Source organism: uncultured Methanobrevibacter sp. (assembly GCF_902771435.1).
In the GTDB taxonomy this organism is placed as follows: Archaea; Methanobacteriota; Methanobacteria; order Methanobacteriales; family Methanobacteriaceae; genus Methanocatella.
On sequence record NZ_CACXXB010000008.1, the window covers coordinates 1 to 19,475 of the forward strand.

The 19,475-nt window shown below is 34.8% G+C and carries 10 protein-coding genes and 1 other RNA gene; 6 read left to right on the forward strand and 5 right to left on the reverse strand.

What is annotated here, in order from left to right; translation table 11 throughout:
* Positions 1-181: RNase P RNA component (gene rnpB / locus QZU83_RS03040), an RNA gene on the forward strand; the annotation flags it as partial.
* Between the two features lie 27 nt (positions 182-208).
* On the opposite strand, the gene QZU83_RS03045 is transcribed toward rnpB, so the two are convergent.
* Both QZU83_RS03045 and QZU83_RS03050 read right to left on the reverse strand, forming a co-directional pair.
* The gene (locus tag QZU83_RS03045) at positions 209-460 is read right to left on the reverse strand and encodes a hypothetical protein (RefSeq protein ID WP_295609565.1); all 252 of its coding nucleotides are present in this window, start codon (positions 458-460) and stop codon (positions 209-211) included.
* Positions 461-706: 246 nt separating this feature from the next.
* Positions 707-1,294, reverse strand: a complete 588-nt coding sequence (locus tag QZU83_RS03050) for a hypothetical protein (RefSeq protein WP_295609566.1) — start codon at positions 1,292-1,294, stop codon at positions 707-709.
* A 309-nt stretch (positions 1,295-1,603) separates the two neighbouring features.
* Here QZU83_RS03050 and QZU83_RS03055 point away from each other — a divergent pair, with 309 nt between their 5' ends.
* Positions 1,604-2,245 (forward strand): site-2 protease family protein, encoded by a 642-nt coding sequence (locus QZU83_RS03055; protein WP_295609568.1) that lies wholly within the window; start codon positions 1,604-1,606, stop codon positions 2,243-2,245.
* 172 nt (positions 2,246-2,417) lie between these two features.
* Positions 2,418-2,747 (forward strand): hypothetical protein, encoded by a 330-nt coding sequence (locus QZU83_RS03060; RefSeq protein WP_295609570.1) that lies wholly within the window; start codon positions 2,418-2,420, stop codon positions 2,745-2,747.
* Here QZU83_RS03060 and dusB read toward each other — a convergent pair.
* Together dusB and QZU83_RS03070 are read right to left on the reverse strand one after the other, a co-directional pair.
* Positions 2,744-3,739, reverse strand: coding sequence for a tRNA dihydrouridine synthase DusB (gene dusB / locus QZU83_RS03065; protein ID WP_295609572.1), 996 nt, complete (start codon positions 3,737-3,739; stop codon positions 2,744-2,746). The genes QZU83_RS03060 and dusB overlap by 4 nt on opposite strands.
* 73 nt (positions 3,740-3,812) lie before the next feature.
* A complete protein-coding gene (locus QZU83_RS03070; RefSeq protein WP_295609574.1) occupies positions 3,813-4,664 on the reverse strand; it encodes a DUF1002 domain-containing protein in 852 nt (283 codons plus the stop codon).
* A gap of 228 nt (positions 4,665-4,892) precedes the next feature.
* Between QZU83_RS03070 and QZU83_RS03075 the strand changes: the two genes are divergently transcribed.
* The 3 genes from QZU83_RS03075 to QZU83_RS03085 all read left to right on the forward strand — a co-directional run bounded on the left by QZU83_RS03075 (position 4,893) and on the right by QZU83_RS03085 (position 18,006).
* The gene (locus QZU83_RS03075; RefSeq protein WP_295609575.1) at positions 4,893-9,746 is read left to right on the forward strand and encodes a cobaltochelatase subunit CobN; all 4,854 of its coding nucleotides are present in this window, start codon (positions 4,893-4,895) and stop codon (positions 9,744-9,746) included.
* Positions 9,747-9,922: 176 nt separating this feature from the next.
* The gene (locus tag QZU83_RS03080; protein WP_295609577.1) at positions 9,923-14,467 is read left to right on the forward strand and encodes a right-handed parallel beta-helix repeat-containing protein; all 4,545 of its coding nucleotides are present in this window, start codon (positions 9,923-9,925) and stop codon (positions 14,465-14,467) included.
* A gap of 188 nt (positions 14,468-14,655) precedes the next feature.
* Positions 14,656-18,006, forward strand: a complete 3,351-nt coding sequence (locus QZU83_RS03085; RefSeq protein ID WP_295609579.1) for a hypothetical protein — start codon at positions 14,656-14,658, stop codon at positions 18,004-18,006.
* 260 nt (positions 18,007-18,266) lie between these two features.
* On the opposite strand, the gene dnaJ is transcribed toward QZU83_RS03085, so the two are convergent.
* Positions 18,267-19,409, reverse strand: coding sequence for a molecular chaperone DnaJ (gene dnaJ, locus QZU83_RS03090; RefSeq protein ID WP_295609581.1), 1,143 nt, complete (start codon positions 19,407-19,409; stop codon positions 18,267-18,269).
* Between the last annotated feature and the right edge of the window lie 66 nt (positions 19,410-19,475).

Consider the following 19,475-nt stretch of genomic DNA (forward strand, 5'->3'; position numbering starts at 1 on the left):
AGCAGAAACGACACGGCTTTTAATGGTAGACGATGATATTTAATTGAGGACATTAAAAGAAGCGGTGAAACGGCCATTCCGTAGGATGCAAGAGCAAAGTTGCCGATGACAACCTGTAAGAGGCAAGGTAGCACGCTAAGATGAATGCTGTTAAACAGAAGGTGGGTTACTCTTAACAGGCCATGAATATTAATTATTTCTTATTTTTTCACAATCTTTTAAAAACTTGTAATTTTTGTGATTTATCGTGGTAACTATTTGGATTTTGTAGGCAATCAGAAGTTCTTGCAGGTTCAAATTGACTGCAACTATCCGTTGGATTAGTGTGTCCATTACCTAAATGACAAATAACGCCATCTGCAGCACCTTTTAATTGTATATTAGCTTGCCAATGCACACAATTAAGACAAACTCTATCTGGGTTCAATTCTGAAATATTAATTCCATCAATTTCATACATTTTAACCACTTTTTCTAATTAATTTTATTTTGCATTAATCCTTTAATATTTTTCTTTTTTAAATTTTAAATGTCAAAAATTGAGGTTGGATTTGCTTATTTTTGATAGGTAACCCACCAGATTTTTGGTGGGTTACTCTTAACAGGCCATAAATATTAATTATTTTAGTTTGTTTTTTGAAATTTAGTTCATACTTAAAAAAAAATTAAAAAAGATTTTTAGATATTTAATCTAAAAATCATATATTTACTTGTTTTCGATAGGGCCAATACTGTTAATAATGCCGTCTATTTCCGGAGTGTATAAACTAGCAGTCTTATTATTTGTGAAAATAAGTAATTTATTTTCTTTTCCATCTTTGATGAATGTAACTGCTCTGAAATGGTCAACAGGGTCATCGAAAGGTGCTGCAATCTCTGGTGGGAATGTTATTGTTGCGGAATCACTTCCTTCAACTACTGTTGGTGCAGTTAAATTTTTGAGTTTGTCACAATGTGCTGCAAAATCATATACTTTATATCCGTTTATTGTTTTGTTTGTTACGTTTTCATATCCCGCATCTTTACCATATTCTTTAACAGCGCCAAAGAATTCCTGTTCAAATTTCTCATCTGAGTGTCTTTGTGCGGTAAATGATATATTTATGTCTTTTCCGGTTGCAACTATCTTTTTGTCGTCAAGGGAATATGTACCTGGTATTTTAACCTGTGCACCGTCCCCTTCCAGATATTGGTCGCCTGATAAAAAATCAAACAATCCTGCACTCACAGCATTTAAACAGCTAAATACTGCCAAAACTACTATAGCCAATGCAATTATTTTTTTGATATCCATTTTAATCTCCCTTTATTTTTTTAATAAATGTTTTTTTTTCTTTTATTTTGGGCAGTAAGCTATGAAGACAATTTTAACAGTCATGTTAAAAAAATATGTCATTAGCAAACTAAAATGCCCTATAATCAAGTCTTTATGAATATTTGTATATATAATTTACTAAACTGGAACCAATTGAGGTATAATTTACATAAATGCTGATTTTTCAATAAATGATTTTGAAATATTATGTAAACTATTCAAAATTTTTTTGCTTGATGCAAGGTTTTAAAGAAAAAAATTTAAATGTGAAACTAGATATTAATATTCATGTTGATATACACAAAGAAAGAACTACGGGATTTAATAATTGCATTTATTGTGCTTACAATCTGTTTTTCAATAGCAACCGCTGGATTTAACACCCATAGAATCCTTTCACTTTTGCCTATTATTATTATTGGTGTGGTAATGGGATCTGTATCACATGAGCTCGGACACAAATATATTGCAACTAAATATAGTTGTGATGCTGAGTTTAAATTGTGGCCTCTTGGATTAGCAATAGCATTTGTTACATCATTTTTCGGTTTTGTATTTGCATCCCCTGGTACAATTCAGATTCATCCGGAAAATCGCAGTGATGAAATAAACGGCAGAATTTTAATTGCCGGACCAATGACTAATATGGCACTTGCGTTAGTATTTATAGCTATTGCGGCTTTAATATATCCTTTAAGATTTTACTCAAATATTATTAATTTAATATATTTAATTTGTGTTGTCGGATATTCTGTCAATAGCTTTTTAGCGACATTCAACCTGTTTCCTCTTTACAGCTTAGACGGAACCAAAGTTTTAAAGTGGAGCGCCAAAATTTGGTTTATTGCTATTGCAATTGCAGGAATCATGATGCTGGGGTCTATTTTTATAGGCGCTGAACACATGATCCAAATACTCATGGGATTGTAAATCACAGATTTTTGTCATATTGTCCAAATGATGCCCTAAATATTATTATTATTTCAGTTCGTTGTGTTATTGTCCAAATTTCAAAAGATTTAATAAGGACTCCAATAATATAATTATTAGTATTAAATATTTCGACTTGATAGTTGTTTTGTAATTAAAAGGAGGTTTGCCAATGAGTGAACTTACATGTGATGATGTTTTGGAATATCAGGATCTTTTAAAATTGGCACCGCTATTCATATTGAAAAGGATGGCCAGAAAAAGATCCAATTTAGTAAAAAAGTTTGAATCACAAGTTAAAGACTATATTGAAAACATGGATAGTCGTCATCAGGAAAAACTACATATTCTGTTGAACAGCAATATTGATGATTTGCAGACTTTAATGGATGAGGCTTACAGAAAAACAAATAATAAGCAATTTAAGATATTGGCGGATTCGAAAAATAAAGAATTTATCAATATCAATATTGAAGAATTAAAAAAATTAGTTAACTTTTAATCGTTTTTTCTATGTTGCCTATATGATGTAAGATACTCATCTAATAGGCTGAACAATTCTTCTTTAGTGTTTGCTTTAAAAATTCTCGGTTTGATTTCAAAGCTTCCCGGAAGATTTTTCAGATAATAGGCGGCATGACTTCTCATTTCGGGAATTGCTACTTCTTCACCTTTAAGGTCAATCAGTAACTCGGCATGTTTTTTTGCCATACTTATTTTTTCTTCGGCGCCCACTCTTTCAGGCTCTTTTCCATCTTCCAGATATTCGATGCACTGTTTAACAAGCCAAGGATTTCCCCTGATTGCCCTACCAATCATTATTGCATCGCATCCTGTTTCATCAAGCATTCTTTTCGCATCGTAACATGTCCAGATATCGCCATTGCCTATAACTGGTATTGAAACTTCTTCTTTTACTTGTTTTATCAGTGACCAATCTGCCGGCGTGTCGTATCTGTCTTCTCGGGTACGCGGGTGTACGGTTATTGCTGATGCACCTGCATCCTCAACTATTTTTGCCATTTCAAGTGCATTAATACTGTTTTTACTCCATCCACTTCTGATTTTCACAGTAACTGGAATTGGCACGGTATCTACAACTGCCCTAACTATTTCTTCTGCCTTTGTAGGATTTTTTAAAAGGGCACTTCCTGCCTTGCTTTTAACAGCAACTTTTTTTACAGGACATCCCATGTTAATGTCAATAATGTCCGGCTTCATGTTTTCATGAATGAATTTTGAAGCTATTTTAAAGGATTCTGCTTCCGCTCCAAAAATCTGCTGGGAAATCGGCCGTTCTTCTTCGGTCATGTAAAGCATTTCTTTTGTCTTGTAATTGTCATACATTATGGCTTTGTCTGAAACCATCTCTGTTTCAATCAGCCCGCAGCCCATGGATTTAACTATCCTTCTGAATGCAGAATCACATATTCCAGCCATTGGGGCCAAAACAACCTGGTTATCGATTTTTACATTGCCGATTTTCCATTTCATAAATACACTTCAATAGATTAAATTAAAAATAGGTTGGTTATTTTTCGAATAAAATAAAAAAATGTATGGACTATCATTTAAATAGTCCATCAAACAATCCTTTAACGGAATTTGTATCAACAGTGGTGTTGTTAAACATGCCTGACACTTCTGAAGTGTAGTTGTTTATGTCTCCTTGCACATTTTGTATTTGCTCAATACTTGTTGCAAGGTTTTCCACATCACTGTTTGTAATGTTAATATTGTTAACAACTGTGTAATTATTGATAATATTTACAATAGTTTGGTGATCTGTAACATTTTCTTCTTTTACTGTTTCTTTCACGTCATCAACTAAATCTGATAATTCGTCAGCACTGACATTTGAATTTTCAACAATTTCCGCTTGTGTGTAGATTTCGTTGTTTGCTGCTTCTTTTACAGGTTCTGGAATTTCAACATTTGTAATCTCTTCATAGGAATTCATTATTCCTGCAAGGGCTGATTCGCCGGTTGCAGTTATTGGACTTGTTACATAAACATGTCCTGCGGTGATTCCTGCGGATTTCAATGCTGAAATGTACATGTCTCCGGTTATTGTGGTAATTTTGGATTTGTCCACACTAACTTCAAGATTGTCATTTTCATTTAAATCAACGAGTGCTGATGAAAATATTTGGTCTGAACCGTAAGTTTTACCAGTTATTGAAGTTGAAATCTTATTTACTTGATCAGCAGTAATTATTTTTGATTTTATGTTGTGCATGTCAACGTGTGCTTGCTGTACAAAAAAGTCATCTACAATATTCTTATAATCTGCATTGTGGTGAGTTGTTTCACCATAAGTTATCACTACTTGGTTATCATTGGTTGAAAAGCCTGCTGGGATAACCATTCCGACTAAGATTATAGATAATATAATCATACCTATCATACTCTTTTGCATATTATCACCTCAATATAATAGCAAATTTTATTTGTACATTTAAGTATTTAAATGTATATTATTTGAAGTTGTAGTTTTTCTTAAATTTACATAAATTCAGCAACTTTTATATGTTTTCAAATTAAATTTAAACTTATAGTAAATAATTATTACTATTACTTTATAACTAATCAGTTAAAAGGAGGTGAAAATACGGCAAAGCTTAATAATCAAATAATATTTGCATTGATGATTTCTATATTGCTTCTGGTATCTGTAGGTTGTGTATTTGCAGAAACCAACGAGACAATATCTGGAGTTGCTAAAAATACTACTGCTGTGACGCACGATGTGGTTTTGACGTCAAGTGCTGATAATCAGATATTGGCAGCCAACGACAATGTCATTAATATTAACGTAAAGGATTCATACATCAAGAACAGTAGCACTTGGGATGAAGATGGTATTAACCTAGCTGGGGCTACCGTCAAGGTCTTTGATTCCAATAATAAATTGGTTTCAACACAAATTACCGATTCAAACGGTAATGCAGTGATTAAAAATCTGGGTTCAAAGGTTTACTCACTTGAAGTTTCCTATTCAACTTATGAACCTATAAAATTGACTGATTTGGACTTCACTAAAAAGAGCGGAACCTTGAAGATTAATGATGTGATTTTCGTTCCCGACATATTGCTGCTTGTGGATTACAATTCTCACAACGAGAAGGTCGACATATTGATGAACATGTCAAAAAGGGTAGCTTACATAAGCACTACAGATTTTGACAAGTCCAGAGCATGGTTAGTTGAATATGCCAAGTTCATGCATATTGACATGTTTTCAGAATCCGCATACAGCGTTCTTACAGGACAATACTTAAAAGAACTTTTGGCAAAATCTCCAGCTAATGCGAATTATAATGTAGCGTATACGTTCAGTGTCTTTTCACAGCAAATATTGAACAACACTGGTTTGCATATAGTAGGTGCTTCTCCAAAGAACAATACCTACGATACAATTGAAAATACCTACATAGGTTCTTATTTCCAGGCTAGAGATATTGAAGAGTCAGATATTCTGCAGAGCAATATGAAAAATTATTTTGATTATGTTCGTTATTTGATTAATCCTTCAAAATATTCTAATCCAACTCTTGATGAGAATAATGCTCCGCTAATGTCACCGGAATGTGGTTTTTATCATCCTGATTTGGGAATGTATACACTTGTTCCCGAAGGAGTTCTGATTAATTCATGGATTCGTGAAAATCCTGGTTACACTCACAGTTCCGATGGTAGTTTAAACTGGATGACCGAAAACTATGTGGAATGGTTGACTAGGGTATTGGATCCGACAGCATTGTTCAAAAAGTTTGAAAGTGATTATATCGCTAAGTTTCATCCTGATAAATCTTTCATAGCAATCGCTTCTTATTACGGTGGTGAAGAGGTATCCGATGCATTGATTAGAGGTTATGAGGCAAACGGCAGACCTGCATTCAATGTATTTAAAACTGGTACCCAGCCTCCAATGTCTTCAATTTTAAATAAGATAGCTAATCTTTCAACTGTTGGAATATCTGCCATAAATTCATTATGCAGCTGGTCATTGGATTATGCCAACGGTACTGCAGAACCTGATTTGACAGATATTGATTTGCATGTTTTAAAAGGAATCGTTGAGATTTCAGAATACAGTTACAACAGCGAATTGGGACCTCAAGTTGAATGGACATATATGGTTACCTATCCAAGTTTCGAGGGTGTATTCGGTCAGGTCGCATTGTCTTGGGTTGACAGTTTGGGAAAATCCCATGTTATTCAGGACGGTGTGGATAAGATGGTTCAGTTAAACTGTAAATGGGCCGATTTGCATGATTTGAATAATTCTGATAAAAAGGTAGCCGTAATGCTTTATAATTACCCTCCAGGTAAAGCTGAGATAGGTGCATCTTATTTGGATGTATTTTACAGTGCTTATGAGTTGCTTGTCCAGTTATATATTCAGGGCTATGATATTGGCGGGTCTGTAGAGTATTTGAATTACTACAATAATACCTATGAAATACTTATCAATTCAACTACCGGCTACAAAATCAATGGAACTATTGCAAATTTCATTTCATTATATAATTTGACTCAAATCATATTTGACATGAACAACAAGGGTTCATGGGCAAGCGGTCTGCTTGAAAAATATGTAGAAGAAAACTGGGATACATTAATGAAGCATCATCAACTGATATCCCTTGAAGATTTCGAATATCTGACTTCAGACATTAGGGATAAGTTGTACAATGATCTTATGAGTTATTGGGGAGACAATTTGGGTCCTGCAATGGTATATAAGAACAAATACATTGTAATTCCAGGGGTCTGGTTCGGTAATGTGTTCATTACTTTCCAACCAAGTAGAGGTTGGGAGGAAGTTCAGGACTATCACAGTTTGGTAATTCCTCCTCACCAGCAATATGTGTCATTTTATAAATGGATGGAAAAAACTGCAAAAATTAATGCTATTGTGAGTATGGGAACTCACGGAACTTTGGAATGGTTGCCGGGTATTAACCTTGGTGCATTTCCTGGGGACTGGACTTTTGAATTGTCCCTGATTCCAACAGTATATCCATACATTGTATCAAACCCTGGTGAAGCTATGGTTGCTAGAGATAGAAGTTCCGCTTTACTGATTACTCACATGACTCCTGCAATGGTATCATCTGAGTTATATGGTAACTATACCACATTGAAAAACTATATCAATTACTATAAGGAGCAATTGAGCTTAAATGTAACTTCCAATGCGGAAGCATATAAGAACATGATTTTGGAATTGGCTCCTGAATTAGGTTTCAGAAATCTCTCAAGCAATGAGACCTTCCAGGATTGGATTGATGAATTGCACCATTATCTGGATGATATGGAAGACGATTTCAATACATTCGGTCTTCATACTCTTGGTAAGATATTGGCAGGATATGAATTGACCGAAGAGGTTGTCACAATTGTCACTTCCCAAACAAAAATCTATGATCAGTTGATAGAATTCCTGTATCCTAAATTGGCTGGTTTGAGTTTCTATAAGGACATGCAAAAGGATTTCAGGTATACTAATGAAGTTGAAAAGATTACTTCCTTCTTAAAAGACTATGTTTCCAAGTTGGTCAACGGCACTTCAGCCATTGATTTGAATAAGCAATTGGGCATTAAAAAAGGCACTGCCTTATATAATTCCACAACTTACTGTGAAGACATCATTGCCAACATTCAGAGGAATAATGAATGGAATGCGATAATGCGTTCATTAAATGGGCAATATGTGAAATCAGGATTATTTGCCGACCCTTCCTATGGTGATTCAATACCTACAGGATATGACGGTTATGCATCCGACCCAACAAGAATGCCGTCTCATGCAGCATATGAGTCTGCAGTCACTATTGTTAACATGCTTTTAACAAGTTACTATGAGCAGCATGGCAAATGGCCGGAACTTACATCATTAATCCTCTGGGGTACTGAAATATCAAGGACAGAAGGTATAGGCGTTGCGGAATTCATGTATCTTTTAGGTTGCAAACCTGTATGGGCGGACAACGGTAAAGTTCTGGGTGTAGAGCAATTGCCTCTTGAGAATCTGACAGTAACATTTGAAAATGGAACTGTTATGAACAGACCTAGAATCGATGTATTCGCAAGTATGGTTACAAACAATAAGGATTGGATTACTTGGATGTTGACTTCAGTCAATTTGGCTTTAAATGCTACCGGTGAAGATGCAACTAACAATTACGTTAAAAAACATTATGCAGAAAATCCTACTTTAGATAGATTATTTGGTCTTCCAGGTAATGTATTAGAAGGAACTGGAATGTCAAACCTTATTCCAAACACTGCAGATTGGAGTATATCATCTGTTAATGAATATGCTATGGATATTTATTTAAGTAAAGTATCATATTCATGGACTCTCGATGAAAAGGGCAATATTGTAGTTAACAATCAAAAGGAAAACTATAAATATCTGCTTGAAAATGTTGATGTTATTACACAAAACTTCGACAGTTCATGGAGACTGTTCGATTCAGATGATTACTATGACTGGTTTGGTGGTTTGTATAATGCAGCAAATGTTTTGAAAAATCAATCCGGTAAAGAAAGGCCTGATACATCATTTTTCGATATCAGGAACAAAAACAATTACATCTCAAGAACTTACGAGGAAGAAATAGAATTTGAAGTCAGAAGCATGCTATTGAATCCACAATATTACAATGCATTGGTCAATACTCCTGGAGGAATGAACTCATATGCTTCAAGATTCCAGAACTTCTATGCAAGTACTGTAATAGGTGGAGGAAACTTAAATAAGCAATTAGGTAATCAATTAGCTGACACCATAATGAAAATTGATTCAGGCGTAACCAACTCCCAGCTTGCTGCGGGAGCACAATCTTCCACTGCTTGGATGATTTACATGGCTCAGCAAGGCATATGGGACGGAGATTCAAGCACAGTGCAGAAATTGGTCGACACTTACATGCAAAGTGTTATTGATTATGGTGTTGCATGTTGTCACCACACATGTAAAAACCTTGCTTGGAACTCAGAAATTATCCAGTTAAGTTCTCTGACTCCTGCTCAAAAGCAAAAATTCGCAGAAATTCTTGCTCAGGCAACTAACACTGATCCGTTATATCAGGCTGAAGATAATTCAGGAGGTAATCAGGGTCAATCAGGCAATGACAATGGACAGTCTGACAATGGCAATAAAAATGCAGATACATTGGCTAACAATACATCTCAACAAAAATCCGATGGATCCAACAACGGCGGTCAAACCGCTTTTGGTGCTGAACCATCTGCAGCTGGAGATGCTAAAACTGCAGCAGATTCACAATCTTCTCAAGATTCATCTTCAGGAGAGTCCGGTGCTAGCGGTGCTAAATCTTATGAGCTTTCTCAAAAATCAACATCCAAATCAGCTAGTGCAACTGAATCAAGCATGCCGATATTTGTTGTTATTGCAGTAATTATACTGATTGCAATATTCTTAGCAGGATACTGGCGTAATAATAATGACGAATACGATGATTATTAATTAATCATCATCTTTTTTTATTTTTTAAATTTAATTTTAATTCAGAATTTTTAATTTTTCAGTAATTTTTAAATATTATATCTTTTTATAAATAATGTCATAATAGATAAATTTTAAAGTTTAATTTAGTTAGGCTTTTTAAATATATTATAATATGATTTTGATGAGGTATAATAATGATTAAAAAAATTAATATTTTTTTAGTGTTATTGCTGCTGGTCGTTTCTATTGGTGTGGTTAGCGCTGCAGATGATGGAAGCATGGCAGAATTAAGCAGTAATGAAGCTATTCAGGATACTGTTAGCGTATCCATTGATAAGGATATTAGTTATGGTTCAAATAGTTTGGATGATGCCGTATCTGTGGAGAATGTTTCCGACATTAGGGCATCATCACATACTATCACAGAAGATAATTACGGCCAATATTTCAGTACAGTTGATGGAAAGGCGATATCTTCAAAAATAAACTCTGGAGACACAGTTTTACTTGATGGAAGCTTTTCAGGTAAAACATTTGTTTTTGACAAGTCAGTAAATATTGCCGGAACATCCACCAACTCCTTGAAAAATTCAATGGTTTCTTTATTGGGCGGAGCTTCTGGAAGTTCTATAACTAATTTGAATATTGCAAATACAAAAGGCGAAACATATGGTATATTCTTAAACTCAGCAAGTAACTGCACAATCAGCAATTGTAATATAGATAACACCGGAAGGTCATCATATTGTATTTGTTTGGCAAATGGTGCTAATTACAATAATGTAACAGACAATAACTTAAAGGCATATGGTATTACTTATGGGCATGGTAGTTTTACAAGGTCTACACCTCCGCTAATTCTCAGCGGTTCCCATTATAATTATGTGGCAAATAACCATGTTGAAGCCGATGATGCAAACGGAATTTATTTATCCAGCTATTCTGGTGGGCCTTTGAAAGGCGGTGAATCAAATTATAATACTATTTTCAATAACACTGTTCATTATAATGTATTGCCAACTTCATGGGCATACGGTATTCAGGTAATGGGCGGAAAAAACGTAATCAAATCCAATACAGTTATTGGAGGTTATAGAGGTGTTTCCACTGCAGGTGTTGGAAATACAATAATTGATAATATGATTATTAATCTTACCGGAGCCGATTATAATAATCCTGGTGTCGAATCCGGAGGGGAATACGGTATTGTAGCTTCATACAATTCAATAGTTTCAAACAATCGTGTCATTGGAGCTAAAGTAATATCCACCGGAGCAGGAATCACTGCCATTGATGATTCTGTTGTGGAAAACAACTGGGTTAATGTAACCGAAAAAGGAAGAGGAATTGTAGCTGGTGGTTCCAATGTTATCATAAGAGATAATGTTGTTTTCACAGAATCCGGATCAGGGGTTTATGAAAAAGATGAAGGTTCAGGCTTGCTGGTTGACGGTAACAACATTACTTCAGTTTCAGGAGTAGGTGTTTTGATTGAAAAACTAAGTTCAAAAAGAATGCCAAAAAATGTAACTGTTGTAAACAATGTCATCACTACAAATAACAAATATGCAATAGATGCTGCTGGAGTTCAACAGGACACATCTGAAATCGATGTCGCTTCCAATATAATTATAGGTGGAGGCCTTATCAATTCACCTGCAGGTGTAATTGATTCATCAAAACCGACCTATATCTATAAAGGAACAGTCCATACAATCACTCCGGAAAATATTCGTGATTATATTAATGACAATGGTGGTTTGACTTCTGAAATTAAAGATAATGATATTTTAAACTTTAAAGGAACCTTTTCCAATGAAGTGATATACATCACAAAAGCGGTTAAAATAACTGGTCAAAATCCGATATTTTATAATTCCACTTTCAAAGTCACTTCAGGTAATGTATTGATTGAAAATTTAACCATAATAAATAAAAAGGCTGAAAGGGTAAATGCCTGGGGTATCTTTGTAAATCAGGCTCCCGGTGTTAGGATTACCAATAACAATATTACTGTCAGCGACCCTAAAGCGGCTTATGCAATTTATGTTTTACAATCCAGCGATATTGATGTTATAAATAATGTATTGGCTTCTGAAGGAGATTATCTGACTTTCACATTGCTTGCATACTCCTGTGAAGACTGTAATTTTGCAAATAATATAATTCACACAACAGGAACTGGCGAATCTTATAAATTCTCCCCTGAAAAATGTATTGACGGCAATGAACTGGTAATCAATGGCAGATCCTATTGTCTGGATGGTAATGAGCTTGTTATTGATGGTAAATCTTACTGTTTGGATGGTAATGAGCTTGTTATTGATGGCGAATCTTACTGTTTGGATGGTAATGAGCTTGTTATTGACGGCAGATCCTATTGTTTGGATGGTAATGAGTTTGTAATTGACGGAACTAGCTATTGCATTGACGGCAATGAATTTGTCATTGGTGGAACACGCTACTGTTTGGACGGCAATGAATTGACCATCGACGGTAAATCCTATTGTTTGGATGGTAATGAAGTTGTTATTGATGGTAAATCTTACTGTTTGGATGGTAATGAAGTTGTTATTGATGGCAGATCCTATTGTTTAGATGGAAATGAATTGACCATTGATGGAAATGCCTACTGTTTGGATGGTAATGAGCTTGTTATTGATGGTAAATCTTACTGTTTGGATGGTAATGAGCTTGTTATTGATGGAAATAGATATTGTGTTGACGGTAATGAATACTGTATGGATGGCGCACACGTAGTTTCAGAAATTTATCAGACCTATGGAATCTTATTATTATACTCATCTAACAATATGGTTTCTGGAAACGATGTAAACGTTACTTCAAAATTAACCGACCAGCAATCCACTACCGGAAACAAATCATCTCAAAATTCACTTGTCGGTATTGACTTATACTTCAACTGCCACAACAACACTATTTCAAACAATAATGTATTTGTAAAATCCAAAGACAACTACATTTATGGAATGGGAGTATTGGGATATTTCACAGGTCACAGCGCTCCTCAAGGTCAGGGTGCAACCAACAATGCATTCATTGGAAATCAGATTACTCTTGATGGAATTTACTGTGTTGAAGGAATTATCATCGGCGATGAATCAGAAGACACTACAGTTGAAGGCAATGTTATAAATATAGATTCAGATGCGGCTGCATATGGTATCTACTTCGAAATGTCTCAAAAGTCAACTGTCAAAAACAATAACCTTACTTTGAACTCCCAGGCCATTTACGGAATTGAAGGGTACGGTTCAAATGATAATGTCGTATGGAACAACATCATAAATGCAAATGGTAAAGATGTATACGGAGTAATTTTCTTAAATGGTAACAAAAACAGCATTAAAAACAATAAAATTAATGCCAAAGGCAGTGGAGAAGAACTTACTGTTAGAATTTTAGATTCCATCGGAACAGGCAATGCGGGAATTTATCTGATGTCCAATTCAACCGGAAATTACATTGAAGAAAATGAGGTAACTTCCACTAAAGGCTATGCAGTACAGCTGGATGATGATGCAATTGAAAATGTAATATCTGACAATTATTTGGACAGTGAAAAAGGCATCGGAAACAAGGCAGTTTCCAATTCTGCAAACAATAACGTTTCAGACAATTACAAATATGTTGCAAATCCAAAAGTTAACGAGATTAATGTTCCTTACAGAGGCACAGCAAATATTGTCATAACTCTCGGCAATGACTTAAATGGTGCAACTGTGGACTTTTACGATGTTGACGGTGTATTCTTTGGCCAGTCAACAGTATCTGATGGTGCTGCTACTATTGAATACAAACTTGATGAGTCTTACGCTCCTTCCCAATATCCGTTTACTGCAAAATTGTCCAAGGAAGATTATAAGTCCGAAACAATTAATGTACCGGTCACAGTATCCAATGGAAATATTGTAATTGATGTGCCTAATGTTTCTATTCAGCAAGGAGATAATGGAAATATAACTGCAACTGTTGTGGATGAACTTGGAAACAAGATCAACGGTGCTGTCGTTCAATTTAACAGACTTAATTCTGCTGGAAGAGCAACACCAATGGGTACAGCGATTGCTGTTAATGGTGTGGCAACACTTAATTACGCAGTTCCTGTTACATTGGAAGGTGGAAATCATATCATAACAGCAGTAGTCAGCGGTGTGGAAAACTATAATGATGCTAACGCCTCTTCAATTCTTGAGGTAATCCAAAAGCCATTGCTGACCGGAGGTAAAGATTATTCAGTGTACTATGGAAACACTGTAAAATATAAGGTTCGTGCCTTGGATGTTGATGGAAAACCAGTTTCAGGACAATATGTATACTTTAAGCTTAGTAATGGAAATTCCAAGAATGTAACAACCAATTCTAACGGATATGCAACATATTCCGTTAAAAAAGTAGGTACATATACCGTTAAGGCTACATTCGACGGTTACACAAAATCAAATAAAATTGTGATTAAACCTACACTGATAGCTAAAAACATTTCCAAGAAAAAAGCCAAAACCACTAAATTCACTGTTAAGCTGGTTGATAAAAAAGGTAAAATCTTGAAATACAAGAAAATTACCTTTAAAATGAAAAACAAAAAGTACACTGCCAAAACCAACAAGAAGGGTATTGCAACTTTATCCCTTAAGAACTTAAAAGTGGGTAAATATACAATAACTTCAAGTTATGGTGGTTGTACCATTAAAAATACTATTAAAATTAAAAAATAAGGGTTTAACTAACCTTTATTTTACTCTTTTTTCAAGTTTTATTTAATTAAGTTTAAATATATTTAAAATATAACTAATTATCATATAGTCGACTTACTTTACATTTTTTCAAGACTATTGTTTATTTATCATATATGTTAAATAGAGGTGAAATTATTAAGACAAAAACTTTACTTATTTCATTAATCATGCTTAGTTTAGTAATGTTGTCTGTGGGTGTTGCATTTGCTGCAGACGATATCGCTGATACTGTGGCAGCTGATGAAATAGCTGTTGATGATTCACTTGCTGTTGAGCAGGATGTTCAGGCAGTAAGTGATAGTTCAGGTTCTCAAATTGTTATAACTCCTGAAAATGTCGGAGATTATATTGAGGATTCTGGTAAAATTAAAGAAAATGTCACTGCTGATGAATTAGTATTCGACGGTGATTTTGACAGTTTAAATATAGTTGTTGAACGTCCTATGACATTAACTGGGGGAAATGTTTCCTCTTTCATAAATCCAAATATTGAAATTTATGCAAGTAATGTTACCTTACAAAATTTTATTATTAATCAAGAAAAAGGTGTGAATTCTATCTTTGTTGGAGGAGTTGATGAAAACCGCACTTCTGATGTATCCATTTCAAATGTGGCTATTACATTTACTGATGACCAAAGCGGTGCAGGTGCAATTCCTATTCAAGTAGTTAACTCTGACAATTTTGTTTTAAAAGATTCTTATATTGCTTACACTGGTAAAACCCTCGGATATTATCTAAACAATGCTATCCGTGTAGTCAATTCAAGAAATGCTGAAATATATAACAATAGGATATCTGCTGAACTTATTTCTGTTCCTGTTGGCTGGTCTGAAGAGCCTGCAGGAAGTGGACAATGGGTAAGCAGTCCTATGAGTGAAGCAGTTGTAATTAAAAATTGTGAAAATGCTACTTTTGATAACAATATTGTAACCGTTTTATGTACAAATGCATCAGGTAGTTATGACACAATTTATGCTGTGGATGTCTCAGGATCAGGCGCTACAGTTACTAACAACAATATTACAGCTAACGGTAACACTTACATTTACGGTATTATTTTGACAGGTGATGATTTCATAATCAGAGCTAATGATATTACTTCCTTTGGTGTATACTATGCTAACGGTATTGACATTGAAGGTCCTGCTACCGGTGTAGTTGAAGACAATAATATTGATGTGGAATCTGAATCTTCCGTTTATGGTATCTATTCAGGTATGAACGGTCAAGACGTTTCCGCAAGTTATTCTGGCAATAATATTTCAGGTAGTGCCTACAACGTCTTCGGTATGTCTGTTGGTGATGTTAATGCTAATGTTTCTGACAACTTTATTGATCTTACTGGAAATTACACTACTGGTTTAGCATACAGAGGTACTCTTCTATTTTTAAACAACAATAACATTGTTTTAACTTCTTCTGAAGTAGGTAATGAAACTATTTGGGAAGGATTTGGCGTTGAAGCTGTCGGTGTTAAAGTCATTAAAGGTACTGGTTATTTAACTAACAACACTATTGCTACTCAAGGTAAAGGTGTTTCCTTAACCACTAATGAAACTTCTGCTTATTTAGAAGGCAACTTTATAAATGTCGTTGCTAATGATGATAAGGATGCTTATGCTATTTATGCTGTAGATGCTTCTTCTGTAATTGCTGTCAATAACACTATTGATTATCAGGGTGCAACTAAAGGTGTTGGTAAAAACAAAGCTGTTTATCTAAAAAATTTAACTGGCGCCGTATTAACTGAAAACACTTTTGATTTAGATTTAGTTTCAGCTGCTGTTCCTTGGGAAGAGGTTCCTGCCGGTTCAGGTAACTGGGTTTCCTCACCTGTTTCTGAAGGTATTGTTATTGAAGATTCAAATGGTGCGATTTTTGGTGAAAATGTTGTCAATGCCACTTTCGGTGATGTTGTAGGCTTTTATGATACTATTTATGTCGTTGACATTAAAGGATCTGACAATGCTCATATTATATCTAATGATATAAAGGCTAAAGGTAACACTTACATCTATGGCATTATTGCATCAGGTAACAACCTCCATATTACCGATAATTCCATATTCTCAGAAGGTAATTATTATGCTAATGGTATCGACATTGAAGGCCCTGCTACTGCTGTAGTTGAAGACAATTTTATTTCTGTGAGTGCTGAAACTTCCGCTTATGCTATCTATTCCGGTATGAATGGTCAAGACGTTTCCGCTAATTACACAAACAATCACATTATGGGTGAAGCTTACAACTTCTTTGGTATGTCTATTGGGGATACTGTAGCAAATGTGGCTGGCGGTCGCATGGATCTTATTGGTAATTACACTACTGGTATTGCATATAGGGGTTCCAATCTTACTGTATCAGATGTCGTAATTCTGCTTGTAGCTTCAAACAAAGGTAATGAATCTATTTGGGAAGGATTTGGTGTAGAAACAATCGGTATCAAAGTTGTTAAAGGAAATGCTCAAATTACTAATAACCACGTTGTAGGTACAGGTAATTACACTGTTGATGTAAAAGATACAAAATCATCCGTACATGACAATTACTTGAAAGCTGATACATTATTCGGTGATGCAAGTGTAAACAACATGTCTGCTGATGCAGAGGTTTACAACAACACTCCAATAGTATCCACAGGTATAATCAATATCATTGAAGTGGATGGTGACGGTACAATCATTGCAAGTTTAACAGATACTGAAGGACATGCTGTTCCTTGGGCATTTGTCAGTTATTCATTCAATAACACAACTGTATTTGCAGTAACTGAGGATGATGGTACTTTTAAATTAGAAAACTTATCCAATGGTAAGATTGACATATCATTTGACGGTAATTTCCACCTGGCCCCATATAAAACTTCCATTACTTTAAAAGATGTCGGTCCTGTAGCTCCTGTAAAAGTCACTTCAGCATTCAATATCACTAACCGTGCAATAACCATTAAAGGTTATGCCGTTGACGGTCCTGCTGGTGAACAAGGAATCTACTATGCAACCGAATTGTTGGATGAAAATGGAAACCCTATTCAAAACGTATTCATCGAATTTGCTGTAAACAACAAAATCTACAACAGAACAACCGATGAAAACGGTTCATTTACTCCATACAAACTCAACATGGTAAGAGCTGGAAGATACACAATGGCATTCAACTTTGCTGGTGATGAAAACTATACCAATGCATTTGCATGTGTATGTGTTGACTTGGATAAAAAACCTATGAAAATCAAAGCAAGTGATAAGTCATACAAAGTTTCCACTAAGACCAAAAAATACACAGTTACCTTATCCACAATCAAAGGATTAGACGGTAAAATGTATTTAAGTCCTAAGAAAGTATCTTTAACCATTAATGGTAAGACTTACACTGCTAAATCCAACAGTAACGGAAAAGTAACATTTAAAATCACTAATTTAACTAAAAAAGCTAAATACAAAGCTAAAATTAGTTATGAAGGAGATAAAACTTACGAATCCGCTACTAAAACCGTAACTATAACTGCTAAATAGTGGGATTTCAATTCTCACTATATTTTTTTTATTTTTTTAACATACATCATTTGTTACATGTAGATGTCTTTATTTTTATAACTAATTTTATAGTTCAACACTTGTTTTAATAAGAAATAGCTTAATTTATTTTAATAAATTTTATCTTAACTATAATTTAATTAATCATTAATTCAATTAAATCATGGTTAATTTTCATGGTGATTTTTGGTAAAAATTGAATTTTTAAAAAAAGTGGGATAAATTAGCATGAAGCTAATTTATTTCATTGCATCTTTGACTCTGTCAAAGAGTCCTTTTTCAACATGTTTAATTTCGTCCCCGCTTACTTCAGCGAATTTGTTAAGCAGGTCTTTTTGTTTTGAGTTTAATTTTTTAGGAACTACAACAGTTACTGTAACATACATGTTTCCTCTGCTGTTATGTCTGACAGAGTTCATACCTTGTCCTCTTAATTTAAAGACAGTTCCGCTTTGTGTTCCTGCAGGTACTTTAAACTCAACTTCATTTCCTTCAATGGTCGGGATGCTTATCAAATCACCCAATGCAGCTTGCGGGAAACTGATTTGCTGTTCAAGGTATAAGTGATCGCCTTCACGCACGAACTTTTTATGTTTTTTGATATGTACTGTAACAATCAAGTCCCCTTCAAGGCCGGGAGCTTCGCCACAGTTTCCTTCACCTGAAACTCTCAAGTGGTTGCCCTCATTGACACCTTCTGGAATTTCAATTTTGATTGTTTTGCTTTTTCTTTTGCTTCCTTTACCATGACAGTCTTCACATGGGTCAGTAATGATTTTACCGGTTCCGCCACATTGTCTACATGGTCTTACATTAACCATTTGACCTAAGATTGTGTTACTAACTTCCTTGATTTGTCCTGTTCCTCCACATGTTGGACATGTTTTAGGATCAGAACCCGGTTTGGATTTGGAACCGTTACATGTTGGGCACAATTCACTTCTTGTAATCTTGATTTCTTTGTCACAACCTTCATAAGCCTCTTCTAATGTAATTGGAACTTCTGTATAAATGTCAGAACCTCTTTGTGGTCCTGTTCTTCCACGGCTGCGACTTCCACCACCAAAACCGAACATTTCGAATATGTTTCCTATATCGAATCCCTGGAAAATATCTTCAAAGTTCACGTTTTGATAGAAATCTTCTGCAGTAAATCCATCCATTCCTGCATGACCGAATTGATCATATCTGTGACGTTTATCTTCATCAGACAAGACAGCGTAAGCTTCACTTACTTCTTTAAACTTATCTTCAGCATCGGGTTCATCACAAACGTCTGGATGGTATTTTCTGGCTAATTTACGATAAGCTTTTTTGATTGTCTTTTCATCCGCAGTTTTATCTACTCCAAGAACTTCATAATAATCTCGCTTGTCTGCCATTTATTCACCTTAAAAAAATAATTTAAAAAATAGATAGAAAAAATAATAGTTTTATCTATTGTTAGT